Genomic DNA, 22,093 nt, shown 5'->3' with positions numbered 1-22,093 from the left:
AACCGGTCCTACTGGGGGATGGTGCCGCCGATTACCCGGGTGCCCTCCTCGGCGGCCGCCAGTACCTGTTCCACCCAGGACGCACAGACGTCAAAGGGCATCCTCAGCGCGGGACCCATCACCGTCAGGGCCCCGAAGAGTTCACCCTGCGGCCCGAAAATCGGAGCTGAGATTCCGCTGGCGCCGGACACGCGTTCACCGGTGGTGATGGCGAAACCATCTGCCCGGACTTTCGCAACCGATTCCTCCAGGCTCGCGGCATCGGTAATGGTCTGGTCGGTCAGGGACGCCAGGCCCGACCGGTACACCTCATCCGCAACTTCCGGGTTCCAGGCCAGCAGGACCCGGCCCGCCGCACCCACGTGCAGCGGCATGATTTCACCCACGCTCACCGCCCGCCGGAGCATGCGGCGGGTCTCGGCCAGGGCAATGCAGACGCGCTTCCCCTGGGATTCGCGGAAGATGCAGGCCGTCTCCCCCAGGTCGTCACGAAGCCTCCGCAGCACGGGGGTCAGCAGTTCCAGGAAATCCAGGCCCTGGGTTGCCGGCGCCGCCCAGTGGGCCATCCGCATCCCCACCCGGTAGCGGTCCCCGTGCCGGTCCAGGATCCCTTCCTGCACCATGTTCGCCACCAGGCGCTGCACCGTGGAGTGCGGCACCCCCGTACTGGAACGGATCTCAGCCAGCGACAACTCGGGCCGGACGAGGGAAAAAGCATCGAGGATGGCAGTGATCTTTCGCAGGACCAAGAGTGGCGTGGCCGACGTTTCGCTGGAGCTCATGGGGAAAGTGTATGAGCCGTGGGGGCGTTGAGTGTGACCGAAGTAACTGTTAGCATCGGGTCCACATCATGATGGAGAACCCACAATGTGGCAGGTAAGACCTGCTGACGAGTAACACCACCAGAGGCCACACGCAGGTCTCCGGACGCGGACCGATGCACCACTTTCGTTCCGACAGCGTGGACCAACAGGGGGAAACAAGCGGCCGGAGTTGGCCGGGAAGAGGCAAAGATGCCAGCTGCACAGCCAGCCACGTCCGGATATGCCGTGGAGCTCACCGGGTGCACCAAACAATTTCCAACATCCGGGGGTGAGACCTACTTCGCAGTCCGCGACATTGACCTGAAGGTTGAACCCGGCCGCTTCGTCTCGATCGTTGGCCCAACGGGATCAGGCAAGTCCACCATCCTGAACATGGCAGCAGGGCTTCTAACTCCCAGCTTCGGAGAGGTCAAGAGCTTCGGAGAGCCGGTGACGGGAGTGAACCGCCGGGCGTCCTACATGTTCCAGCAGGACGCCCTGCTGCCGTGGAAGACCGTCATCGACAACGTCAGCCTGGGCCTGACCATGGCCGGCGTCTCCAAGGCCGAGGCCCACTCGGAATCGCGGCGTTGGCTCGAAAAGGTAGGCCTCAAGAACTTTGCGGACCGCTATCCGCACCAACTCAGCGGCGGCATGCGCAAGCGCACGGCCATCGCACAGGCCTGGATCGTGAACCCGGACATCCTCCTCATGGACGAGCCGTTTTCAGCCCTCGACGTCCAGACGCGCCAGATCATGGAAAACGAACTCCTGCAGCTATGGCAGGAATCCGGCAAGGCAGTGGTCTTCATTACCCACGACCTCGACGAAGCGATCGCACTGTCCGATGAAGTGGTCATTCTGGGAGCGGGCCCCGGGAGCACGGTGGTGGGAAGTTACCAAATCGACATTCCCCGCCCGCGCGACCTGCTGGATATCCGTGACGACCCGCGGTTTGTGGCGCTGCACCGCGAAATCTGGGGCCGCCTGAAAGTCGAAGTCTCAAAGACCTACGAAAGCGCCATGGCGGAGGAAGGTGAGGCAGCGTGACCATCCTCGGTTCACGGAGGCCGGGTTCCCGCGGGAACGGCTCTCCCGGCGGCACCCAGGACCGCAGCCCCGTCAGCCGGTCGGGCCGCCGGGGAGAAATGTCACCCTTGGCCATGCGGAGCATCCAGCTCCTCCTCACTTTTCTGGTCCTGGGAGCGTGGGAGGTCCTGGGACGGGCCGGGGTGATCGACGAATTCTTCTTCCCCCTTCCCTCGGACATCTTCCAGACCGTATGGCTCTGGGTGTCCTCAGGGTTCGTGTTCCCCCACCTTTGGGTGACCATGCAGGAAGCCATCCTCGCCTTCCTGGTGGGAGCCGCCGTCGGACTTCTCCTGGGCTTTATCCTTGCCCGCGTCCGCTTCCTTGAGCGGCTGCTGGACCCTTTCCTCCAAATGTTCAATGCGCTCCCGCGCGTGGTCCTGGCCCCGATCTTCCTGCTGTGGTTCGGCCTTGGCATCTGGTCCAAGGTCGCCTTCGGCTTCACCCTGGTGTTCTTCATCGTCTTCTTCAACACACTGGAAGGCGTCAAGAGCGTGGACCGGGTCCTGGTGGACAACGCCAGGATGCTGGGGGCCAGCGAAAAGCAGCTCCTGCGCCACGTCTTCATCCCCAGCGCCCTGACCTGGATCTTCTCCAGCCTGCATATCAGCGTCGGCTTCGCCATCACCGGCGCAGTGGTGGGTGAGTACCTGGGCGCTTCGGGCGGAGTTGGATATGCCATCGCCCAAGCCCAGGGCGTGTTCGATACCAAGGGCGTGTTTGCGGGGATGTTCATTCTCATGATCGTCGTCCTGATCATCGACCTCCTCGTCAACCGCCTGGAGCGGCACCTGCTCAGGTGGCGCCCGGTCCGGTCTTCCTGACCACGCCCGGCCAAGAGCTGCTTTACCGGCGCAGAAACTCAACAACCCGCCTGAAAGGGACACTCATGACACAGAAAGCAACCCGGCGCCGTGGCCGGGTCCTCCTCCGGCCACTGACCCTGATTGCGTCGGTTGCCCTGGCGCTCTCCGCCTGTGGCGCACCCGCGGCAACACCTCCCGGCCAAAGCGGGTCGGCCGCTGCCGGCGGCGGGGGCGGCAAGGTGGTCATTGGCGTCGGCGGACAGACCCTCCTGACATATCTCCCGACCACCCTGGCCCAGCAACTTGGGTACTACAAGGATGAGGGCGTGGACGTTGAGCTTCAGGACCTCCAAGGCGGCTCCAAGGCCCTGACCGCCATGATCGGCGGCAGCACCAACGTGACCAGCGGGTATTACGAGCACACCATCCAGATGCAGGCCAAGAACCAGCAGATCAAGGCTTTCGTGGACATGGGCCAGTCATCCGGCCTGGCACTGCTGGTGTCCCCGAAGAATGAAGGCCAGATCAAATCCATTGCGGACCTGAAGGGCAAGAACGTGGGCGTCACAGCTCCGGGTTCTTCCACCGACATGTTCGTGAAGTTCCTGCTGGCGAAGAACAACATGCAGCAGTCTGATGCAGCCGTTTCCGCCATCGGTGCCGGATCGTCCGCTGTTGCGGCTGTTGAGCAGGGCCAGGTTGACGCCGCCGTGATGCTTGAGCCGGACGTCTCGGTGCTCACCAAGCGCATCGGCCACACCCCCGTGATCCTGGAGGATGTCCGCAGCTCCGAGGGCCTGAAGGAAGTGTTCGCCACCGATTCCTGGCCTTCCGCCTGCCTCTACGCCAAGACTGACTGGCTCAACCAGAACAAGGACACCGCCGCCAAGCTGGCCAAGGCCATCAAGCGCACCCTGGAGTACATCAACGGCCACTCCGGTGCCGAAATTGCGGCCAAAATGCCGGAAAACTTCGCCGGCGGCGACAAGGATCTCTACGCCAAAGTGATCGATGACCTCAAGAAGACTTTGAGCAAGGATGGCACCTTCACCGACGACGGCGTCCAGGCTGTCCTGAAGACCCAGCAGGTTGCCAACCCGGACGTCGGAAACAAGGACATCAAGCTTGCCGATACGTACACCAACGACCTCGTGAAGTGATGCCACGCTGCTATGTCCTGCCCGCGGGCGGCGCCTAGCCAGCGAATAACGCCGCGCTCCGGCAAGCACAACAAAAAAGGTGCCCGGCCCCCTCATGGGGGCGGGCACCTTTTTGCGTTCCGCCGTCTTAAGCCGCAGCAGCGGCGGCCCGTACTGCCTGGCCGAGGGACGTCGTCGGGCGGCCGATCAGCCGCTGCAGGTCGCCCGTGCTGACCAGGAGATCACCGCGCGCAATGCCCAGGTCGGAGTCCGCCAGGATCTCCGCAAAGGCTTCCGGCACTCCCACGGACGCGAGCAGCCCCGCGTAATCCCCCGCGGGCAGGTCGTTGTAGCTGATGGCCTTGCCGGTGGCCGCGCTGATTTCCGCAGCGAGGTCCGCCATGCTGAAGGCTTCGTCGCCGCCCAGTTCGTAAACCTTGCCGGCCTGGCCGTCGGCCACCAGGACCGCGGCAGCCGCGTGGGCATAGTCGGCCCGGGCCGCGCCGCTGACCTTGCCGTCACCGGCGCTTCCTGCAACAGCGCCCTGCGCGAGGGCTCCGGGCAGCTGCTCCGTGTAATTTTCCAGATACCAGCCGTTGCGCAGCAGCACGAACGGAACCCCGGACTCACGCAGCAGCGCCTCGGTGGCCTTGTGCTCGTCGGCCAGCTTCATGCCCGTTGTGTCCGCGTTGGCGATGCTGGTGTAGGCCAGCAGCTCCACGCCCTCGGCCTTGGCCGCCTCAATGACGGTGCGGTGCTGGTCAACCCGCTGCCCCACTTCGCTGCCGGAAATCAGGAGCACCCGGGTAGCACCCTTCAGGGCAGCGGCCACCGATCCGGCGTCGGCATAGTCCATCGGCTGTACGCGGACCCCGCGCTCCGCGAAGTCGGCTAGCTTCTCCACGGACCTGCCGGCCGCGACGATATCCCCGGCCGCTACCCCGCGCTCCAGGAGTGCTTCAAGAACGTGGCGGCCCAACTGTCCGGTGGCGCCTGTAACAACGATGCTCACGATGATTCCTTTCGGGATTCTGCTCTGTCGAAGGGAACAACCAGCCCGTCGGCGGATAACTTCCCAAAAGGGAGTACGCACTTCAAAGTAAGGTACTGACCCAGGGGTAAGCTGGTGGCATGGAAGCCGCTCCCCTGCCCATGGCCTTTGCCGACGGCGTGTTCCCGGCCGGGTGCCCCAGCCGGACACTGCTGGACCACGTCACCAGCAAATGGGGTGTCCTGCTCATCATTGCCCTGTCGGAAGGCGAACAACGGTGGAGCGACCTGCGGCGGCGGGCGGAAGGCATCAGCGAGAAGATGCTGGCACAGACACTGAAGACCCTGGAGCGCGACGGCCTGGTCAGCAGGAAAGCGCAGCCTGTCATTCCGCCCCGGGTGGACTACAGCCTCACCGACCGGGGCTACGAACTCAGTGCGCTGCTGGTGCCGCTGGCAGCCTGGGCTTTTGACCACGCCGAAGAGATCATCAACGGGGCAGTCCCGGCCAAGTAGTCACGGCACCGGAAGATGAGTACCTGTTACTGGTGTGACTGGTGTGAATAGCGCTTAGCGTAGCCATACGGTGGCGGCCGGAATGGGAGGACCCTCCTCCGCTGGGAGCATTCCGCCAACCAGCACCGTTAGCAGGCGGCAGGCTGCCGCTTGAAGGAGTTGGTCACATGGCCAGGGACTACGCACAGGATCTTTCCGGCATGGGCCGGCCCGTCAGCCTGGGGTCCGCCCTTTCCGGGGCATGGGGCCGGACGTTGACGGTCTTCAGCCCCCGCTGCCCTTACCGGGTAGGGGACACAGTCATAGGCGACGACCCCTTCAGCGGCAGGCGCGAAGGGGTCGTCGTTTGGCAGGACCGCCGGTCAGTGGGAGTGAAGACCCCGTACGGCGTCTTCTTCTTTGACCACCGGCTGGTCAAGCCCCTGGACTGAAGGACTAACGGGCCGACCAGCCACCGTCCATGGTGTAGCTGGCGCCGGTGACCATGCCGGCGTCCGGGGACGCGAGCCAGGCCACCAGGGACGCCACCTCGTCGGGTTCCACCAGGCGCTTGATGGCGGCTTCGGTGAGCATCACCTTCGCCAGCACCTCGGACTCCGGGATGCCGTGCATCTTGGCCTGGTCCGCGAGCTGCTTCTCCACCAAAGGGGTGCGCACGTATCCGGGGTTCACGCAGTTCGACGTAACACCGTGCGGGCCCCCTTCAAGCGCTGTCACCTTGCTGAGCCCCTCCAGGCCGTGCTTGGCGGAGACATACGCGCTCTTGAACGGAGAGGCGCGCAGTCCATGCACCGAGGAAAGGTTGATGACGCGGCCGAACTTGTTGGCGTACATGTGCGGCAGGGCGGCCCGGATGAGCAGGAACGGGGCCTCCAGCATCAGGCTGATAATCCGGCGGAAGTCTGCCGGATCGAACTCCTCGATGGGGTTGATGCGCTGGATGCCGGCGTTGTTGACCAGGATGTCGCAGTCGAGGCTCAGCGCGGCCAGGGCGTCGACGTCCAGCAGGTCCACTTCCCAGGCGCTGCCGCCCACCTCATCGGCGAGGGACGCTGCGGCGGCGGCATCGACGTCGGCCACCACCACTTTCGCTCCGCGCGCCGCCAGTGCGCGCACGCAGGCGGCCCCGATTCCGCTGGCACCGCCGGTGACCAGCGCCTTGCGTCCATTCAACGTGTTGTCCATTGCAGTTCTCCTTGTGTACAGCCCACGGCTTGCGCGCCCAAACGGTCCGGCGGCTGGGTCAACCCAGCAGCCAGGTCAGCGGCGTTCAGCCGCCAGCAGCCCCTCGCGGGCCGCATCTTCCTGGTCCACGTCTTCCAGGGCAATGCCCTTGGTCTCCTTCAGGCTTAGCACGGCCACGGTGGTGATGGCACAGGCCACCACCAGGTAGACGGCGGTGGGGAGCCACGAACCGGTGTCCTTCAGCCACTGGGTGGCCAGCAGCGGCGCCAGCGAACCGGCGAAGATGGACGTCACCTGCGAGCCGAGGGATGCGCCGGAGTACCGCATGCGGGTGGGGAACATCTCGGCCATAATGGCCGGCTGGCCAGCGTACATCAGGCCGTGCAGGCAGAGACCGATGGTCACGGCCAGGACGATGACGACCGCGTTCCGGGTATCGAACATCGGGAAGGCGAAGAACGGCCAGGTGGCACCGAGGATGGCGCCGGCCAGGTACACGGGCTTGCGGCCAATCCGGTCCGCGAGGCGGCCGTACTGCGGAATGATGGCGAAGTGGATGACGTGTGCGATCAGCAGCGCCAGCAGGAGCGATGAGGTGTCGTACTTATGCACGCTCTTGAGGTACACAATCGCGAAGCTGACCACCAGGTAGTACATGATGTTTTCCGCGAACCGCAGGCCCATGGCCTGGAAGATGCCTTTGGGGTACTTGCGCAGGACCTCGAAGACGCCGTAGCTGACGGCCTGTTCCTTCTCCACCTGTTCCTTGGCTTCGAGGAAGATGGGCGACTCGCTGACGTTGGTGCGGATGTAGTAGCCCACGAAGACGATTACGGCGGAGAGCCAGAACGCCACCCGCCAGCCCCAGCCGAGGAACGCCTCACTGCTGAGGGTGGTGGACATGATGTACAGCACCAGGGTGGCCAGGAGGTTGCCCACCGGGACGGCGGCCTGGGGCCAGCTGGACCAGAAGGCGCGCGTCTTGTTGGGGCTGTGTTCGGCCACCAGGAGCACGGCGCCGCCCCATTCGCCGCCCAGCGCGAAGCCCTGGATGAACCGCAGGGCCACCAGCAGGGCCGGCGCCAGGTATCCGATGTCCGCGAAGCCGGGCAGGCAGCCCATCAGGAACGTGGAAATGCCGATGATGATGATGGTCAGCTGCAGCGTGGGCTTGCGGCCCAGCTTGTCGCCGATCTGGCCAAAGACGATGCCGCCCAGCGGGCGGGCGATGAAGCCCACGGCATAGGTCAGGAAGGCCTGGATGATCCCGTCCAGGTCGTTGCCTGTGGCGGGGAAGAAGTACTTGCCGAAGACCAGGGTGGCCGCGGTGGCGTACAGGAAGAATTCGTACCATTCCACCACCGTGCCCACCATGGAGGCGGCAACAATCTTCTTCAGGCCCGATCCCTTGGGTGCATGCCTGGCGTCGTTCGCCAGGCCTTGCTCAATGCTCATGGTTCTCCTCAGTGTCCACATTGACACGTGCTGTGATCTCCAGCACAAGTGACTCAGATGAGTATTGCTGCACAAATCCGGGTCTTCAATGACCAAAGAGGCAGTCGACGTGTGCACAATTGCAGATATGAATGCGAACCCCGATGACCTGCTGGTGCTCCTCGCGGTGTCCCGCTCCGCAAGGTTTACGACGGCGGCCCAAGCCTTGGGACTGAACCACACCACCGTCTCGCGCAGGATCGCCGCGCTTGAGAAGTCCCTGGGCGGCCGGGTCCTGTCCCGCGCCGCGGGCGGCTGGGAACTCACGGAGCTCGGCGAACGGGCCGTGCGGGCGGCCGAACAGGTGGAGGCGGTGCTGGGCACGCTGGGACCGGCCGGCCAGGCACCCGACCCGATTGCCGGCGTCGTGCGCATGACCGCGACGGATGGCTTCAGTGCCTACATTGCCGCTCCGGCCGTGGCGCGGCTGCGGCGGGACCATCCGGGCCTGAGCGTGGAAGTGGTCACCATGACCCGCCGGGCGCTGCAGCAGCGGTCCGGGCTGGACATCGAAGTGGTGGTGGGCGAGCCGCAGGTGCACCGCGCGGAGGCCATCCGCCTGGGCGACTACCGGCTGGGCATGTATGCCTCCCGCGCCTACCTTGCGGAGCATGGGACACCCGCCACCGTGGCTGAACTCAACGGGCACCCGCTGGTCTACTTCGTGGACTCAATGCTCCAGGTGGACGACCTCGATGCGCCGCGGCGGCTCGTTCCCGCCATGAAGGACGGCCTGACCTCCACCAACGTGTTCGTCCATGTCGAGGCCACCCGGGCCGGCGCCGGCGTCGGCTTCCTGCCGTGCTTCATGGCTGACCTCCACGACGACCTGGTCCGCCTGCTGCCCGAAAAGATCGGCGAACTGCTCCCCTACTGGATGGTCCTGCGCCCGGACTCACTCCGCCGCCCCGCGGTGGCCGCCGTCGTGCAGGCCCTCAGGGAACGGATGGCCGAACACCGCGGCGCGCTTTTGGGCAAGGGTTAAGCCCGTCGATTGCTGAGTAACTGCCGTTTTGACCGCTGAAAACGGCAGTTACCCAGCAATCGATGGCGGTGCGGGAGGGTCGTGGCGGACCGGCGCCCCCGCCGCGAATGCCCGCACCTGGGCGTCATCCCACAGGTGCGCCGGGACGGCCCCGCCGAGGAGGCGGCGCCGCAGCTGCGGATCGTCCCCGAAGGGAACGTCGCTGCCGGCCATCACCATGTTGCCGTACCGCCGGCCTTTCAGCATGGCGGGATCGGCGATGATCACGGTGTGCTTGAAGGCGGCCGCGATGGTGGCCGCGTCCTCACGGGCGTTCTTCAGGTCCGGGGCGTCCCCGGAATTGGCAACATACAGGCCGCCCGGCGCCAGGATCCGCTTGGCGTGCTGGTTGAATTCGGCGGTGGTGAGGGGCCGGGGGGTGAAGGCTCCGGCGAAGACGTCGCGGATGATGAAGTCCCGGGTCTGGGCAGTGAGGGTCTCCGTCACCGAGCGGGCCTCCCCCACGCGGATCCGCAGCAGGGGCGCCTTGGGAAGGTCGAACCAGCCGCGCACGTATTCGGCAAGCTTCCCGTCCAGCTCCACCACCACCTGCCGCGCATCCGGGTAGGCAGCGGAGAAGTAGCGGGCCAGGGAGCAGGCACCGCCGCCCAGGTGCAGCCCGCGCAGCTTTGCCGACGAAACGTCCGACGGCGGCCAGCGCGACTCAATGAGCGCCGCCATCCACCGCATGTACTCGAAGTCCAGGAACAGCGGGTCGGCCAGGTCAATGTGCGAGCTCATGACGCCGTTGATCTTCAGGAGCCAGCCGGTGGAATTGTCCTGGTCGGCGATGAGCTCGCAGTCGCCCGTGTCGATGTAGTAAACGCCCTCAGCCGGGCCGTTCACCACAGCTCCCTTGGGAACCTCAACGACACCGGCTGCCGGGCTTCCGGCCCGGTTCGCCGACCGTCCGCGTTTCGCCATTGCCCGTTGCCCCGCTTCAGTCCGTGTGAGTTGTACAGGGTCAACCCTAGTTGCTGGCCGCCATCGGAGCTGAAGCCGGGCACCGTCCCGAAGCCCGCACCGCCTGGAGGAAGGCTGGTGGTCTGCGGCGGCGGGGTCAACAATGACAGGATGGAATACACAGCGAGGGTGGCTTCATCCGTCCAGTTCGTCTCGGAACTGGACAGGTCCGTGACCTTCTACCGGGACCTGTTCAAGTGCGTGGAGACCATACGCTCGGACGACGCCGCCCTCCTCCTGGCGCCCGGGGGTTTCGAGCTCTACCTCATTGAACGCGGCCCCCGTGAGGAGCACTATTCCGGTGGCCTGGGGCAGCACCTGTTGATGTGGGCGACCGACACCGCTGAGGGTCTGGCCTACTTTGAGCGGGCGCTGAAGGACATGGGGCGCTACACCGAAACCCGTGCAAAGGGCGGCGTTACCATCGTCGAAGGCCGGGATCCCGACGGAATCCGCGTCATCGTCGCCCACCCGGATCCGGCAGAGAAGCCCCGGTCGGTCCTGGACAGCCACCTGTACAGCTGACGCGGGTGTCAGGCGGGGCAGGAGGTCAGTTGCCGAAAGCGGGGGGCGCGACGACGTCGGGCCGCGCCTCGGCTTCGTCCCTGGGCTGCCTGGCCGGCACCGTGACGATGATCGCGGCGATGGCCACCAGGACCATCAGCACGTTGAACAGCAGCCCGACCGCACCGCCGAAGCGCAGGGCCACGTTGTCCTGGCGGCCAATGAAGAGGCCCCAGGACTGGATGGTCCTTGGATCAACCGCCTGGGCGGCCACATAGAGGGCCGCGGAAATCGCCACCCCGATCGCGTTGCCCAGGGATGAGGCCATCTTGTAGATGCCGGAAGCGGCACCCACCTGCGCGTCGGGCACGTTGGACAGGGCCGCGTCCGTGGACGGGGTTGCGTAAAAGCCGAGACCGACGCCGAACAGCGTGAAGCCGACGACGGTGAGCACGATGTATTCGCCGATGAGCAGGAAAGTCATGGAGCACATCAGGACCCCGGCGCCGGTGATGATGCTGCCCCACAGCATCGGCTTTTTGGGGCCGAACCGCTGCAGCAGCTTTTCTCCGACCCGGATGGTGGCAAGGATGGCCACCAGGTAGCCCAGGGTCAGCAGCCCGGACTGCAGGGAACTCATGCCCGCGGCCACCTGGACCAGGCCCAGCGACACGATGAGGGTTCCGGCGGCACCATTCAGCAGGAAGTTGGACAAGGTGGCGCCGGTGAAGGTCCCGTTGCTGAACAGCTTCAGGTCCACGAAGGGGCGGCCGGCGCCGGTCTCGATCTGCAGGAAGACCAGGCTGAACACCACGAAGAGGGCCAGGAGGACGATCCCGGTCCAGCTCAGCCAGCCGATGTTCGGACCCTGGGAAATGTAGACGTTGATGGACACCAGCATGATGATGAAGCAGGTCAGCCCTGCCCAGTCGAAGCGGCGCCCGGCATCCCCGGCGTCTGCGGCGGCCCGGGACTCCGGCGTCCCCCTGATCAGGAACAGCGCCAGGACTGACAGCACGATGGAGATCCAGAAGATGGACCTCCAGCCCAGGAAGGATGAGGCCATCAGCCCGCCGAAGAGCGAACAGAAACCGGACCCGCCCCAGGACCCGATGGACCAGAAGGAAAGCGCCCGCTGACGGTCTTTGCCCTCGTAGAAGCTTTTGACCAGGGCCATGGAGGACGGCATGACGCAGGCCGCCGAAAGCCCCTGGATGATGCGGCCGCCGAGCAGCACCGCCGATGTCAGCGCGCCCGCGTGTTCCGGTGTCAGGGCGATCAGCAGCGAGCCCAGGATGCTGAGGTAGATACCGGCATAAAGGATTTTGACCCGGCCGATACGGTCCGCGAGTCCGCCCGCGACCACGATGAAGATGCCCGAGAACAGGGACGTGACCGACACGGCCAGGTTGGCCAGCGTCCGCTCAACGCCCAGTTGTCCCTGGATTCCGGGAATGACGTTCAACAGGGTCTGGGCGAAGAGCCAGAAATTGATGACGGCCAGGACAATCCCCAGCAGCCAGGTGTCGTTTGCCTTCCACTCTTCCTTGGTGGCCTCCTGCGCCGCTGTGGCCATGTCGCCGTCTCCTCACGTGGACCACGGGGAGACCATCCATGCCGCCCCGCTCGAAAACCCCACATTTATGGATCCATAGTGCTCCTGCGATGGCCCCGTGTCGATGCTGCGTGGACCGGTCCCGGCTACGGTGCGGTGGCAGCCCCCTGGCCGTCCCGGATCCGGTTCACCACGGCTGTGGTGGACCTTTCCGCCACGTAGTCCAGGATGGCCACGCGGCCGCCGTATTCCTCCACCGCGGGCGTCTCCGCCAGCATTTCGGGCGTGTAGTCCCCGCCCTTGGCGTACACCTCGGGCCGGAGCAGGCTGATCAGCGGGGCGGCCGTGGGGGTGTCGAATACTGTCACGTAGTCCACGCAGCTCAGCGCCGCCACCACCGCTGCCCGGTCCGCCATATTGTTGATGGGCCGGCCGGATCCCTTGAGCCGGCGGACGGAATCGTCGCTGTTCAGCGCCACCACCAGGATGTCGCCCAGCTGCTTGGCCTGGTTGAGGTACCGGGTGTGGCCACTGTGCAGGACGTCGAAGCAGCCGTTGGTCAGCACAATCCGCTGCCCCTGGGCGCGGTGCACCTCCAGTTGCCGCTCCAGTTCCTCCTCGCTCAGGGCAGTATCGGCGAAGGCCTCCAGGTACCGGCTGAGCTGGGCGGTGCTGCACACCGAAGTTCCCGGCTGGTGGACCACTACGTCGGCGGCCGACTGCGCCAGGTCCAGGCTGGCCGTCAGCGGGAGGCCTGCGGCCCGGCCCAGGGTCAGGGCCGCCACGAACGTGTCGCCTGCCCCGGACGCCTGCTTCTCGGCGGCCGGCCGTGCCCATGTCCGGTGCCGCACGCCGTCGGGCGTCAGCAGGACGGTCCCGTCCCGGTCCAGGGTGACCACCACGGCCCGCGCGCCGGTGCTGGCCAGCAGGTCTGCAGCGGCGCCGCCGACGGCGTCCACCCGGTCCTGCCCCTCCGGCAGCCTGCGGTCGAGCAGCCGTGCGGTTTCCTGGGCATTCGGCGTCACCAGGTCCGGCTGCAGGGCCGCCCACGGCCGCGGGTCATGGGCGTCAACCACCACCAGCGGCCGGTCTTCCCCGGCCCAGTTCCCCAGGACTTCCGCCAGCGCGGCGCGGACGGGGCCTGCCACCACTCCTGTCCCGTAGTCGCAAACCAGGACGGCGTCCCGGCGTTCGACGGCGGCCCGCACCGAGGCGGCGAGCGCTTCGAGGGCGTCGGCCGGGACGGTCGTGGCCGAGTCATCGAGGCGCAGCATCACCTGGCCCCCACTGCTGATCCGGATCTTGGTGGTGGTGACCATCTCCGGGTGGGACCTCAGGTGGCGGACGTCGATGCCGGCTCCGGCAAGCTGCCCGCGCAGGTCCTCCCCGGCGTCGTCAGTGCCGATGACGCCGGCCACCGATACCTGTGCCCCCAGGGATGCGAGGTTCATGGCGGTGTTGGCTGCCCCGCCGGGGACCGACTCGCGGGACTGGAGCTCCACCACGGGTGCGGGAGCTTCCCGGCACAGCCGTTCGATGGTGCCGCTCCACCAGCCATCGAGCATCACGTCGCCGATTACCAGGATGGCCGGGTTTTCGGCCGCGAGCCTGCCCGGCAGCCAGTCGGACAGCGCCCGCTGGGTGGAGAGGTCGATGGAGTCCGGGGCCGCGTTCATGGCTGGTCCACTCCCTCGCTGCCGGCAACTGCGTAAGCCGGCGGAGCTTCGATGTGCACCACTTTGACCTGCGTAAATTCGTCCAGCAGTTCGGGACCGTAGCCGAACCCGGCGCCGCTCCCGCCGCGGGGCTGGGCCGCACCGCCCGGGGCGCCGCCAAAAACTGCGTTGACCTTCACGGTTCCCACCGGCAAAGACGCCACTGCCCGCTGGATGTGGGCAATGTTGCTGCTCAGGACCGTGGCCGCGAGGCCGTACCTGCCGCTGCTGGCCAGTCGCAGGCCGTCGTCGAACGTGTCCACCACCTGGACCGGGGCCACCGGGCCAAACGTTTCCTCCGCCATGACCTGCATGCCCTCGGTGCAGCCGAGCAAGACGGTAGCGGGGTAGAAGGAACCGGGCCCGTCCGGCAAGGCACCGCCTTCGACGGCGCGGGCGCCGCGGTCCAGGGCCTCCGCGACGTGCCCGTGGACGGCGTCGCGCATCCGGAGGTCCACCAGAGGCGCCACGGATCCGTTGCTGTTCCGGAGTGCGGCCTCGGCTTCGAGTGCACTGCAGAAAGCCTCGGCGATGTCCTTGTGGACATAGATGCGTTCAACGGAAGTGCAAATTTGGCCGCTGTTGCTGAAGGCGCCGATTGCGGCCTGTTCCGCAGCCCACGCCGGGTCCACGTCGCGGTCCACCAGCAGGGGATCGTTGCCGCCGTTTTCGCGGATGACATGGGCGCCGGTGCGGGCTCCCGCCGCTGCGATCCGGGCTCCCGAGGCGCTGGACCCAACATGGGCGATCACGTCCACCTCCGCTTCTGCCAGCGCTGCCCCCACGCCTGCGCCGCCGGAGATGGTCAGGAAGACGCCGGCGGGGAAGGCCGGTGCCAGGACTTCGCCCAGCGCCTCGCCCAGCCGGGGGCAGCGCTCGCTGGGTTTGTGGATGACCGCGTTGCCTGTCACCAGGGCGGCACCGATCAGGCCGCAGGCGACTGCGACGGGGTCGTTCCAGGGGGTCAGCAGGACGGCTACGCCGCGGGGTTCGGCGATGGTGTAGTCCGAGGCGAGCCGGTTGCCGCGGAGGCTGTGGCCGCGGTGCACCGGGCCCAGCTCCGCGTACTGTTCCAGGGTGGAGACGGCGGCGCCAATTCCGGCCAGCGCTTCTTCTTCGGGCCGTCCCGTTTCGCTGGCGTTCAGGCCGGCGAGTTCCCGGGCGGCGGCATCGAGCGCCTTGGCGGCGGCCCGTAGGGCGGCCCCCCGTTCGGCCGGAGCGGTTGCCGCCCAGCCGGGCGCAGCCCTGCGGGCCACGTCCAAGGCATCATTTACTGCGTCCGGGCCGGCTTCAGGCACCGTCCAGAGCACTTCACCGGTTCGCGGGTCCTGGATGGTGATGCCGGTGCCCCGGGCTGCGTCGTTGCCTGCGGTTGTTTCAGTGGCTGTGGTGGGCATGGTGTTCCTCCCGCCTTTCGGTGCTGGTTTGGTGGGTTCGGTGGTGGTGCTGCGTGCCACCGCAGTGGCCGGCTTCCGGCTTAGGGCCAGGAACCTTCTTCTTCGTGGCAGATCAGCATTTCCCTGACCTCGCAGCCGGTGGGCTGGTTCAAGGCGAACAGGATGGCCTGGGCGGTGTTGGCGGGATCGTTGAGCCGGGAATCGTCCTGCGGCTTGTATTGCTCTGTCCGGTCGTCGAAGAACCGGGTCTTCATGCCGCCCGGGATCATGGTGGTCACGCCGATTTCGCCTCCGGTTTCCGCGGCCAGCGCGTGGCTGAACCCCACCACGCCGAACTTGGAGGCGCAGTAGGCGGTGGCGTCGGCCACGGCGCGTTTCCCCAGGGTGGAGGCCACGGTGACCACGCGCCCGTGGCTTTCCTTCAGGTAGGGCAGGGCGGCGCGCACGGTGGAAACAGTGCCCATCAGGTTGACGCCGATGACCTTTTCCCATTCGGTGGCTTCGACGTCGGCGAGCTTGCCGCAGCGGTCGATCCCTGCCGCGGTGACCACCGCGTCGAGGCCGCCCAGGGTTTCGGCGGCTTCCCGGACGGCGTGCTCCACGGCCGCGCGGTCCGCGACGTCCACTTCGAACGCCTTGACCCCGGATACGGTGCTGATGTCGCGGTCCAGGACCACCGGCGTGCCGCCTGAGCGGAGGACGGCGTCGACGACGGCGGCCCCCAGTCCGGAGGCACCTCCGGTGATGAGGACGCGTCCGGGCGTGGTGGCGGCAGTTGCGGTTGGTTCTGCGGTCATGGTGTTCCTTTCAATGGGAAAACGAGGCAAAGGGGAAGTGGTTCAGCTGACCTTGGCGAGCGCGTCCGCCAGGCCGGTTGTGGAGCGGGCGGGGTGGAAGGGAACGGTGAGGCAGCGGCCGCCCCACCTTTCCACAAGGTCTGCCTCGGGCAGGCGGGCTCCCTTGTAGTCACCGCCCTTGACCCAGAGATCGGGGCGGAGCCGGTCCAGGGCGGCTTCCGGGGTGTCCTCATCGAAGACCATCACCGCGTCCACGCATTCCATCGCGAGGAGCAGTTCGGCCCTGTCGTGCTGCCCGATGATGGGACGCTGCGGGCCTTTGAGCCGCCGCACCGAGTCATCCGAGTTCAGGCAGACGATGAGGCAGTCGCCCAGCTCCCGGGCCGCTGCGAGGGACCTGATGTGCCCGGCATGGATCAGGTCGAAGCAGCCGCCTGTGGCCACCACAGTCCCGCCGCTTTCGCGCACGGCACGCGCCAGGAGCAATGGTTCGGTGGTGCGCCGGCCCGGTTCCGGCCCGGCCTTTCCCGGTGCAGCAGCCGTCCCGTCGGGATCGGGCAGCGCCGAAACGCCGCCCGCGGCCAGGAAGTCGGCGGCGTCGTGCACTGCCAGGGCGGCCGCTTCCGGGAGGTCCCGGCCGGCCAGGAGGTGCACGGCCAGGCTGGCGGCCAGGCGGTCGCCAGCCCCGCAGGGGTCGCCGGCTTCCACCCTGGGCGCGGGAACGGCACGGGAAGCGGCTTCGCCCTCCTGCAGCAGGACGGCCCCGTCCCCGCCCCTGGTCACCAGGACGGCACGGCTGCGCCAGCGCTCCAGCAGGACCTGCGCCACACCCTCCACGGAGGAAGGACCGTTTCCGGCCGCGGCCTGGACGGCTTTGGTCGCCTCGGAGATGTTCGGCGTCACCACGGCAACTCCGGGGACCGGCTCCGGTCCTGACGGGTGCGGGTCCCACACGATGGGAACCTCACCCGCCAGCCGGCCCAGCAGCGCGCGGAGCCGGGGGTTGGCCGCCAGCCCCCTGCCGTAGTCGGCGACGATGACCACGCCGGCCTGTTCCACCGCGCGCAGCATGGCCGGGCTGACGTCCGGGACCGGTGTCTTTTCGCAGCCCTGGTCGAAGCGGACCACTGGATGCGAACCCGCCCGTACCCTGGTTTTGACGGGTGAAGGGTAGCCGCTGGTCCCCGCCACGAGCTGCACCCCGGTGAGGTGCGCGCGCAGTTGGGTCCCGGCGTCGTCATCCCCCAGGACTGTCACCAGGGTGACGGGCCAGCCGTCCCGGGCCAGCATGCGGGCCACCAGGCCTGCCCCGCCGGCGCGGCGGCGGACCCGTGAGACGTCCACCACCGGGACGGGGGCGTCGGGGCTGAGGCGGGTGGCCTCACCGGAGAGGTCGACGTCGAGCATGACGTCACCCACCACGACGATCCTCATGGCCTGCTCCCTGTGGCCCTGACGGGAACCTGGGCGGGCGTGTGCCGGGCGACTTCAAGGTCGAACGCCCGGCAGATGGCGTGCAGGGCGATCAGGTGCCCTTCCTGGGCGTTGGCGTTCAGGGCGTCGATCATGACGGCCTCTTGGCACGCGTCCGCCAGCGGGTTGGGGCCGGCGCCGGTCAGTGCCCAGGTGGTCACGTTGAGCCGGGCCGCCACCTCGGCCGCCCGCAGCAGGTTGGGGCTCTTGCCGCTGGTGGACAGGAGTATCAGCACGTCGCCGGAGCGGCCATGCGCGCGCACCTGCCGGGCAAAAACGTCGTCGTAGCCGTAGTCGTTGGCGATGGCAGTCAGGGCGGAGGATTCGGCGTGCAGCGAGATGGCGGAGAACGGGACGCGCTCGCTGTCGAAACGGCCCACCAATTCTGCGGTCAGATGTTGGGCCTCCGCCGCGGACCCGCCGTTGCCGGCGGCCAGGAGCCGCTGGCCGCGGAGCAGCCGCTGTGCCAGCTCCACGCCCCAGGCGGCGAGCCGTCCGGACTGGCTGCGCAGCGAGTCCAGCGCCGGAAGCACGTTGTCCAGGTGGGTGCGGACGGCGTCGGCGCTGGCGGGATCAACAAAGGTGGCGCCGGGAAGCAGTGCAGGCAGCGCCGGTGGCGCGGTCAGGGTGCCCAGGCCTGCTTCGCGCAGGGACGGATTTGCAGTCACAGTGCGGCTCCTTCCATCGGGATGACGCCGGCCGGCGCACCGGCCACGGCCAACTGGTAGGCCTTTTCCGTTTCCGCGGCTACCCGGTCCCAGGAGTACCGGGTGCGGGCGCGCTTTTCGCCGGCGCGGCCGAGGTCTTCCCGGAGGGCAGGGTTTTCCAGCAGCAGGGACAGGGCCGACGCGATGGCTTCCGGATCCCGGGGCGGGACGTGCAGCCCGGTGGCGTGGTCCACCACCGTGTCCCGCAGGCCGCCCACCGCCGCGGCCACCACGGGGACGCCGCACGCCATGGCCTCGAGCGGCACGATGCCAAAGGGCTCATACCAGGGGGCGCAGACCACGGCGTCGGCACTGCGGAAGATGCCGGGCATGTCCGCCCGCGGCACCTGCCCCTGCAGCGTCACGTTTCCGGAAACGCCCAGTTCCGCGGCAAGGGCCAGCAGGCGGCGGATTTCCGGATCTGCCTGCATCACCGACGTGTCACCGCCACCGCCCACGATCAGGAGTTCGACGTCGTCGAAACCTGCCGCTTTGAGGTACGGGAGCGCACGGATCACCAGGTCCACGCCCTTGCGCGGAACCAGCCGCCCCACCGACAGGATGCGGTAGCGGCGTGTCCTGCCGGCCGCCGGCCCCTCCGGGGAAAAGAAGTTGAGGTCCACACCGCAGGGCGCGATTGAGATCTTTCCGGTGGCGATGCCCATGGCCTTGAGTTCGAAGACCTCATCCGAACAGGTGGCGATGATCCGGTCCGCGGAGCGTCCCACACCCGGCTCCAGCCACCGGCGTTCCTCCGGGCTGGTGTCTTCGGCACCCTGGTGCCTCCGTTTGACCGTGCCCAGGGCGTGGAACGTCTGGAGCATCGGCACTCGGTACCCGGCGTCAGGCCGCCTGGCGGCGTCCAGGGCGGCAAGGCCGGACATCCAGAAGTGTCCGTGAACCACATCCGGCGGGCGCTGCCCCCAGTCCCTGGCCACTCCGTCCGCGAGGTCACCCATGTAGGGCAGCAGTTCGTCCTTGGGCACATGCCGGGCCGGCCCGGCATCCACGTGGACCACTTCCAGGCCGCGTCCCACCCGGACCCGTTCGGGGAGCTCCGTTGCATCCCTGCGGGTGTAGACGGTGACGTGGTGGCCGCGCCTGGCAAGGGCCGCGGACAGCGCAGCAACGTGGACGTTCTGGCCGCCGGCGTCCACCCCGCCCAGTGCCGCCAATGGACTGGCGTGTTCGGAAATCATCGCGATTTTCATGGGGTCTTCCTCTCCCGTGCCGGAACGAGGATCCGCTCGTCCGGGCGATCGTTGACGGAGTGCAGGGGCCGGCTGCGCAGGTCCGCCAGGAGCCCGTCCCAGCGGTCCTGGAACTTGCCCAGGCCGTATCGTTCCAGCGCCGCCTCCCGGGCAGCGAGTCCCCGCCGTCGTGCTTCATCCGGATTGGCCACCAGGCGTTCCGCGCAACGGAGCAGCTCATTCATGTCTGCCGAAACCATCCCGGCTTCCTGGGGCACAGCCCGGGCGGCTTCCGTGGCGGCAAGGACCACCACCGGCATCCCAAGGTGCATGGCCTCCAGGAGGGAGAGCCCCAGCGACGTCCAGCGCATCGGATGGACATAGACGCGGCAGCGGGCAAGTTCCCTGTGCAGTTCAAGGGTTTTGAGGTCGCCCCGGGACGTCAGGCGGGCGTCGCAGATTCCGGTGGCCGCGGCGAGGCTTTCGGTCTTCATGCCGAAGACCTGCAGCGGTGCAACGGAGGCGAAGGCGGGCAGGAGGTCGGTCCCCGTTACCCGGCCGCGCCGGACGGGTTCGTTGACCACCACGCCAAGCTCGGGCAGTTCACCTGTGTAAAGCAGCCCGGGGTCCGGGATCCCGTGCTCGATCACGGTGGTGGGCGCGGCGCCGTTGTCCCAGGCCAGCCGGTTGAAGTGGGTCACGTGCACAACCGGGATGCGGTCCTGGCCAGCGAGCGGGTGGCTGGTGTTCGGGAAATTGCCCTTGGGTGTGTTGTGCTCCACGAACACGGCCGGCAGGTCGACGCCGGGCATCCGGCCCAGGGTCCGCGCCACTTCGTCGATTTCTTCGGGGCGTTGGAGGACGACGGCGTCCACGGCCTCAGCGTCGAGCGTCGCCAGGTCCACCTCCCGCACTGATTCCGGCCAGTCCCTGCCCGCGCGGCCCAACCCCCAGCCCCCACCTCCGGGCAGGACGGGAAGCAGGTACTCGTGCCGGCCGCGGACAAACGCGTCCGTCCAGGAACCGTGGACGTGCCAGAGCAGGATTCTCATCTGTTGCGGGCCTTTCTACGGGTGCTGACGTGCGTGCTGAAGGAACTCACACCACTGATCAGTCGCTCCACCGCTGCCACCACTTCCTCCGGCGACACCGAATCGAGGCAGGGGTGGCCCGGCACCGGGCAAATCCGGGCCCGGGTCATGCGGCAGGGCGCATTCTGGTCCCCCAGAAGTTCCAGCGGAACACCGTAGGGTGCCCACCGGATCGCAGGGACCACGGGGGAAAACAGGCACGCGACAGGCGTGCCCACCGCGGCCGCGAGGTGGGCCGGGCCGGTGTTGCCGCTGATGACCGCATCAGCCCCGGCCATGACGCCCGCCATGGTGGCAAGGTCGGTGCGGCCGCCGAGGTCGAGGGCCGAGGGGCCGGCCACGGTGGCCGTGAGCGACGTCTCGCCGGGACCGCCCGTCACCACCACGCGGTACCCGGCCCCCTGGAGGAGTTCGACGGCGGCAGCATGGTGCAGGGGTGGCCACGCCCTTGCCGGGACGGCCGCCCCCGGGTGGACCACGACGTAGGGTTCGGTGCCCACGAGGGCAGCCACTTCGGCCACGGAGTCTATGCGCAGCTTTCCGTCGTCGCCTGCCGGGAGCCGGAAGCCGGCGGCCTCGGCGATGCCCAGCGCCCGTTCCGCTTCGGGCTGGTCCTCGGGGAAGTCCTCCCCCGGTTTCAGGCGGACGTCAAGCAGCGAACCAGCGTAATCCGTGGAGGCGCCGGTGATGCGCTCCACACCTGCCAGGCGCAGCAGGAGCGCCAGCGGCAGGGGTGACTGGTGGAAGGAGGTGAGGATGACGGCTTCGGTGATGCGGGAATTGCGCACGTATTCGATCAGCCGGTCCGCATGCGCGCCGGTCATCCGCGGCGCCGGATTCATGATCCACGGGCTGTCCCAGCTGTAGACGTCGTCGACCCCCGGGAGCATGGCTGCGGCAGCTTCACCCTGCCGGCCGCACAGCATCACCACGTGGTTGGTGCTGCCGCCGTGCTGGGCGCGGCCGTGGGCCACCGCGCGGACGGCCGGGCCGGAGAGGAGCACATCGCCCATGCTGTCCAGCCGGGCCACCAGGACGCGCCCCATCAGGGCCTCTCCTGCAGCAGGCTCACGGCCGAGGCCAGGTCGGAGGCCACCAGCCGCGCCGCCGCCACCTCCTCGGCTCGGGTCACGGGCGTGGGGACCAGGACTCCGGTGGCACCGGCAGCTTCGGCAGCCCCCACGTCGGCGCCAATGTCCCCAATGAGGGCGGCTTCCGATTCGTGGATCCCAAGTTTGCGGCAGGCGCTGTGCACCATGCCGGGAGCCGGCTTGCGGCAGGAACAGCCGTCCTGGTCCGCGTGGGGGCAGACTTCCCACACATCGAACGGCCCCAGGAGTTCTTCCACCCGGGCGTTGACCTTTGCCACGTCGTCGGCCGAAATCAGGCCGCGGGCTATACCCGATTGGTTGCTGACGACGCCGGTGGCAATTCCGACCGCCCGCAGGCCGTCGAGTACCTCTTTCGCGCCGGCTATCGGCTGTACCTGGCCGGGATCCCCGTTGTAGGGCACATCGACCACCAGGGTTCCGTCCCTGTCGAACAGGACAGCCCGGAGGCTGGACATTTCAGAGCTTCCCATGACCAACCACTTCCCTCCTGCTGTTGCTCCTAAACAAGGCCGCATGCCTTTCGGCCGGCCCCGCGGCGTAGTG

22 protein-coding genes are annotated in these 22,093 nt (G+C 67.6%); 7 read left to right on the top strand and 15 right to left on the bottom strand.

Annotated elements, in window-relative coordinates; all coding sequences use genetic code 11:
- Nucleotides 1-8: 8 nt before the first annotated feature.
- Nucleotides 9-782, bottom strand: a complete 774-nt coding sequence (locus ACZ9J7_RS09500; RefSeq protein ID WP_476208912.1) for an IclR family transcriptional regulator — start codon at nt 780-782, stop codon at nt 9-11.
- Between the two features lie 231 nt (nt 783-1,013).
- Between ACZ9J7_RS09500 and ACZ9J7_RS09495 the strand changes: the two genes are divergently transcribed.
- From ACZ9J7_RS09495 to ACZ9J7_RS09485, 3 genes are all read left to right on the top strand, one after another.
- Nucleotides 1,014-1,853, top strand: coding sequence for an ABC transporter ATP-binding protein (locus tag ACZ9J7_RS09495; protein WP_476208910.1), 840 nt, complete (start codon nt 1,014-1,016; stop codon nt 1,851-1,853).
- Nucleotides 1,850-2,716 (top strand): ABC transporter permease, encoded by an 867-nt coding sequence (locus tag ACZ9J7_RS09490; protein WP_476208908.1) that lies wholly within the window; start codon nt 1,850-1,852, stop codon nt 2,714-2,716. Before ACZ9J7_RS09495 ends, ACZ9J7_RS09490 begins: the two co-directional genes overlap by 4 nt.
- Nucleotides 2,717-2,781: 65 nt before the next feature.
- Nucleotides 2,782-3,858, top strand: coding sequence for an ABC transporter substrate-binding protein (locus ACZ9J7_RS09485; RefSeq protein WP_476208907.1), 1,077 nt, complete (start codon nt 2,782-2,784; stop codon nt 3,856-3,858).
- 127 nt (nt 3,859-3,985) lie between these two features.
- On the opposite strand, the gene ACZ9J7_RS09480 is transcribed toward ACZ9J7_RS09485, so the two are convergent.
- Nucleotides 3,986-4,849 (bottom strand): SDR family oxidoreductase, encoded by an 864-nt coding sequence (locus ACZ9J7_RS09480; RefSeq protein ID WP_476208906.1) that lies wholly within the window; start codon nt 4,847-4,849, stop codon nt 3,986-3,988.
- Nucleotides 4,850-4,968: 119 nt separating this feature from the next.
- Between ACZ9J7_RS09480 and ACZ9J7_RS09475 the strand changes: the two genes are divergently transcribed.
- Together ACZ9J7_RS09475 and ACZ9J7_RS09470 are read left to right on the top strand one after the other, a co-directional pair.
- The gene (locus tag ACZ9J7_RS09475; RefSeq protein WP_476208904.1) at nt 4,969-5,343 is read left to right on the top strand and encodes a winged helix-turn-helix transcriptional regulator; all 375 of its coding nucleotides are present in this window, start codon (nt 4,969-4,971) and stop codon (nt 5,341-5,343) included.
- A 167-nt stretch (nt 5,344-5,510) separates the two neighbouring features.
- The gene (locus ACZ9J7_RS09470; RefSeq protein ID WP_476208902.1) at nt 5,511-5,774 is read left to right on the top strand and encodes a hypothetical protein; all 264 of its coding nucleotides are present in this window, start codon (nt 5,511-5,513) and stop codon (nt 5,772-5,774) included.
- Between the two features lie 4 nt (nt 5,775-5,778).
- Here the strand turns inward: ACZ9J7_RS09470 and ACZ9J7_RS09465 are convergent, their stop codons facing one another.
- Both ACZ9J7_RS09465 and ACZ9J7_RS09460 read right to left on the bottom strand, forming a co-directional pair.
- Complete coding sequence (locus tag ACZ9J7_RS09465; RefSeq protein WP_476208900.1) at nt 5,779-6,528, bottom strand: 3-hydroxybutyrate dehydrogenase; 750 nt, start codon at nt 6,526-6,528, stop codon at nt 5,779-5,781.
- Between the two features lie 75 nt (nt 6,529-6,603).
- Nucleotides 6,604-7,983: an MFS transporter gene (locus ACZ9J7_RS09460; protein ID WP_476208898.1), complete on the bottom strand. Its 1,380-nt coding sequence runs from the start codon at nt 7,981-7,983 to the stop codon at nt 6,604-6,606.
- A 127-nt stretch (nt 7,984-8,110) separates the two neighbouring features.
- On the opposite strand from ACZ9J7_RS09460, the gene ACZ9J7_RS09455 reads away from it, so the two are divergent.
- Entirely contained in the window at nt 8,111-9,007 is an 897-nt protein-coding gene (locus ACZ9J7_RS09455) for a LysR family transcriptional regulator (protein WP_476208897.1), read from the top strand.
- 48 nt (nt 9,008-9,055) lie between these two features.
- Here the strand turns inward: ACZ9J7_RS09455 and ACZ9J7_RS09450 are convergent, their stop codons facing one another.
- Nucleotides 9,056-9,970: a spermidine synthase gene (locus tag ACZ9J7_RS09450; protein WP_476208895.1), complete on the bottom strand. Its 915-nt coding sequence runs from the start codon at nt 9,968-9,970 to the stop codon at nt 9,056-9,058.
- Nucleotides 9,971-10,120: 150 nt separating this feature from the next.
- On the opposite strand from ACZ9J7_RS09450, the gene ACZ9J7_RS09445 reads away from it, so the two are divergent.
- Nucleotides 10,121-10,534 carry a VOC family protein gene (locus tag ACZ9J7_RS09445; RefSeq protein WP_476208894.1) on the top strand — a complete coding sequence of 138 codons (414 nt, stop codon included), beginning with the start codon at nt 10,121-10,123 and terminating at the stop codon, nt 10,532-10,534.
- A gap of 25 nt (nt 10,535-10,559) precedes the next feature.
- Here ACZ9J7_RS09445 and ACZ9J7_RS09440 read toward each other — a convergent pair whose 3' ends face one another.
- From ACZ9J7_RS09440 to ACZ9J7_RS09395, 10 genes are all read right to left on the bottom strand, one after another.
- On the bottom strand, nt 10,560-12,089 hold the full coding sequence (locus tag ACZ9J7_RS09440) for an MFS transporter (RefSeq protein WP_476208893.1): 1,530 nt from the start codon (nt 12,087-12,089) through the stop codon (nt 10,560-10,562).
- A 125-nt stretch (nt 12,090-12,214) separates the two neighbouring features.
- Complete coding sequence (rfaE2, locus tag ACZ9J7_RS09435; RefSeq protein WP_476208891.1) at nt 12,215-13,744, bottom strand: D-glycero-beta-D-manno-heptose 1-phosphate adenylyltransferase; 1,530 nt, start codon at nt 13,742-13,744, stop codon at nt 12,215-12,217.
- Complete coding sequence (locus ACZ9J7_RS09430; RefSeq protein ID WP_476208889.1) at nt 13,741-15,180, bottom strand: aldehyde dehydrogenase family protein; 1,440 nt, start codon at nt 15,178-15,180, stop codon at nt 13,741-13,743. The genes rfaE2 and ACZ9J7_RS09430 overlap by 4 nt, the downstream gene beginning before the upstream one ends.
- A gap of 80 nt (nt 15,181-15,260) precedes the next feature.
- Nucleotides 15,261-15,977: an SDR family oxidoreductase gene (locus ACZ9J7_RS09425; RefSeq protein WP_476208887.1), complete on the bottom strand. Its 717-nt coding sequence runs from the start codon at nt 15,975-15,977 to the stop codon at nt 15,261-15,263.
- Nucleotides 15,978-16,019: 42 nt separating this feature from the next.
- Nucleotides 16,020-17,411, bottom strand: coding sequence for a PfkB family carbohydrate kinase (locus tag ACZ9J7_RS09420; RefSeq protein WP_476208885.1), 1,392 nt, complete (start codon nt 17,409-17,411; stop codon nt 16,020-16,022).
- Nucleotides 17,408-18,118, bottom strand: a complete 711-nt coding sequence (locus ACZ9J7_RS09415) for a D-sedoheptulose-7-phosphate isomerase (RefSeq protein WP_476208883.1) — start codon at nt 18,116-18,118, stop codon at nt 17,408-17,410. Before ACZ9J7_RS09415 ends, ACZ9J7_RS09420 begins: the two co-directional genes overlap by 4 nt.
- Nucleotides 18,115-19,368 (bottom strand): glycosyltransferase, encoded by a 1,254-nt coding sequence (locus tag ACZ9J7_RS09410; RefSeq protein ID WP_476208881.1) that lies wholly within the window; start codon nt 19,366-19,368, stop codon nt 18,115-18,117. Before ACZ9J7_RS09410 ends, ACZ9J7_RS09415 begins: the two co-directional genes overlap by 4 nt.
- The gene (locus ACZ9J7_RS09405; protein WP_476208880.1) at nt 19,365-20,399 is read right to left on the bottom strand and encodes a glycosyltransferase; all 1,035 of its coding nucleotides are present in this window, start codon (nt 20,397-20,399) and stop codon (nt 19,365-19,367) included. Before ACZ9J7_RS09405 ends, ACZ9J7_RS09410 begins: the two co-directional genes overlap by 4 nt.
- Entirely contained in the window at nt 20,396-21,484 is a 1,089-nt protein-coding gene (locus tag ACZ9J7_RS09400) for a glycosyltransferase family 9 protein (protein ID WP_476208878.1), read from the bottom strand. The genes ACZ9J7_RS09405 and ACZ9J7_RS09400 overlap by 4 nt, the downstream gene beginning before the upstream one ends.
- The gene (locus ACZ9J7_RS09395; RefSeq protein ID WP_476208877.1) at nt 21,484-22,020 is read right to left on the bottom strand and encodes a D-glycero-alpha-D-manno-heptose-1,7-bisphosphate 7-phosphatase; all 537 of its coding nucleotides are present in this window, start codon (nt 22,018-22,020) and stop codon (nt 21,484-21,486) included. The genes ACZ9J7_RS09400 and ACZ9J7_RS09395 overlap by 1 nt, the downstream gene beginning before the upstream one ends.
- Between the last annotated feature and the right edge of the window lie 73 nt (nt 22,021-22,093).

Source organism: Pseudarthrobacter sp. TE9888 (assembly GCF_056279345.1).
The sequence above is the reverse complement of the archived record's forward strand: the minus strand, read 5'-3'. Positions and strand labels throughout refer to the sequence as shown.

What these genes read in the sequence shown, in the direction of transcription:
- ACZ9J7_RS09440 (WP_476208893.1), bottom strand. Translation starts at nt 12,089, where the DNA reads ATGGCCACAGCGGCGCAGGAGGCCACCAAGGAAGAGTGGAAGGCAAAC.
- rfaE2 (WP_476208891.1), bottom strand. Translation starts at nt 13,744, where the DNA reads ATGAACGCGGCCCCGGACTCCATCGACCTCTCCACCCAGCGGGCGCTG.
- ACZ9J7_RS09475 (WP_476208904.1), top strand. Translation starts at nt 4,969, where the DNA reads ATGGAAGCCGCTCCCCTGCCCATGGCCTTTGCCGACGGCGTGTTCCCG.
- ACZ9J7_RS09485 (WP_476208907.1), top strand. Translation starts at nt 2,782, where the DNA reads ATGACACAGAAAGCAACCCGGCGCCGTGGCCGGGTCCTCCTCCGGCCA.
- ACZ9J7_RS09460 (WP_476208898.1), bottom strand. Translation starts at nt 7,983, where the DNA reads ATGAGCATTGAGCAAGGCCTGGCGAACGACGCCAGGCATGCACCCAAG.
- ACZ9J7_RS09395 (WP_476208877.1), bottom strand. Translation starts at nt 22,020, where the DNA reads ATGGGAAGCTCTGAAATGTCCAGCCTCCGGGCTGTCCTGTTCGACAGG.
- ACZ9J7_RS09400 (WP_476208878.1), bottom strand. Translation starts at nt 21,484, where the DNA reads ATGGGGCGCGTCCTGGTGGCCCGGCTGGACAGCATGGGCGATGTGCTC.
- ACZ9J7_RS09470 (WP_476208902.1), top strand. Translation starts at nt 5,511, where the DNA reads ATGGCCAGGGACTACGCACAGGATCTTTCCGGCATGGGCCGGCCCGTC.
- ACZ9J7_RS09465 (WP_476208900.1), bottom strand. Translation starts at nt 6,528, where the DNA reads ATGGACAACACGTTGAATGGACGCAAGGCGCTGGTCACCGGCGGTGCC.
- ACZ9J7_RS09425 (WP_476208887.1), bottom strand. Translation starts at nt 15,977, where the DNA reads ATGACCGCAGAACCAACCGCAACTGCCGCCACCACGCCCGGACGCGTC.
- ACZ9J7_RS09430 (WP_476208889.1), bottom strand. Translation starts at nt 15,180, where the DNA reads ATGCCCACCACAGCCACTGAAACAACCGCAGGCAACGACGCAGCCCGG.
- ACZ9J7_RS09410 (WP_476208881.1), bottom strand. Translation starts at nt 19,368, where the DNA reads ATGAAAATCGCGATGATTTCCGAACACGCCAGTCCATTGGCGGCACTG.
- ACZ9J7_RS09420 (WP_476208885.1), bottom strand. Translation starts at nt 17,411, where the DNA reads ATGAGGATCGTCGTGGTGGGTGACGTCATGCTCGACGTCGACCTCTCC.
- ACZ9J7_RS09495 (WP_476208910.1), top strand. Translation starts at nt 1,014, where the DNA reads ATGCCAGCTGCACAGCCAGCCACGTCCGGATATGCCGTGGAGCTCACC.
- ACZ9J7_RS09450 (WP_476208895.1), bottom strand. Translation starts at nt 9,970, where the DNA reads ATGGCGAAACGCGGACGGTCGGCGAACCGGGCCGGAAGCCCGGCAGCC.
- ACZ9J7_RS09500 (WP_476208912.1), bottom strand. Translation starts at nt 782, where the DNA reads ATGAGCTCCAGCGAAACGTCGGCCACGCCACTCTTGGTCCTGCGAAAG.
- ACZ9J7_RS09455 (WP_476208897.1), top strand. Translation starts at nt 8,111, where the DNA reads ATGAATGCGAACCCCGATGACCTGCTGGTGCTCCTCGCGGTGTCCCGC.
- ACZ9J7_RS09405 (WP_476208880.1), bottom strand. Translation starts at nt 20,399, where the DNA reads ATGAGAATCCTGCTCTGGCACGTCCACGGTTCCTGGACGGACGCGTTT.
- ACZ9J7_RS09445 (WP_476208894.1), top strand. Translation starts at nt 10,121, where the DNA reads ATGGAATACACAGCGAGGGTGGCTTCATCCGTCCAGTTCGTCTCGGAA.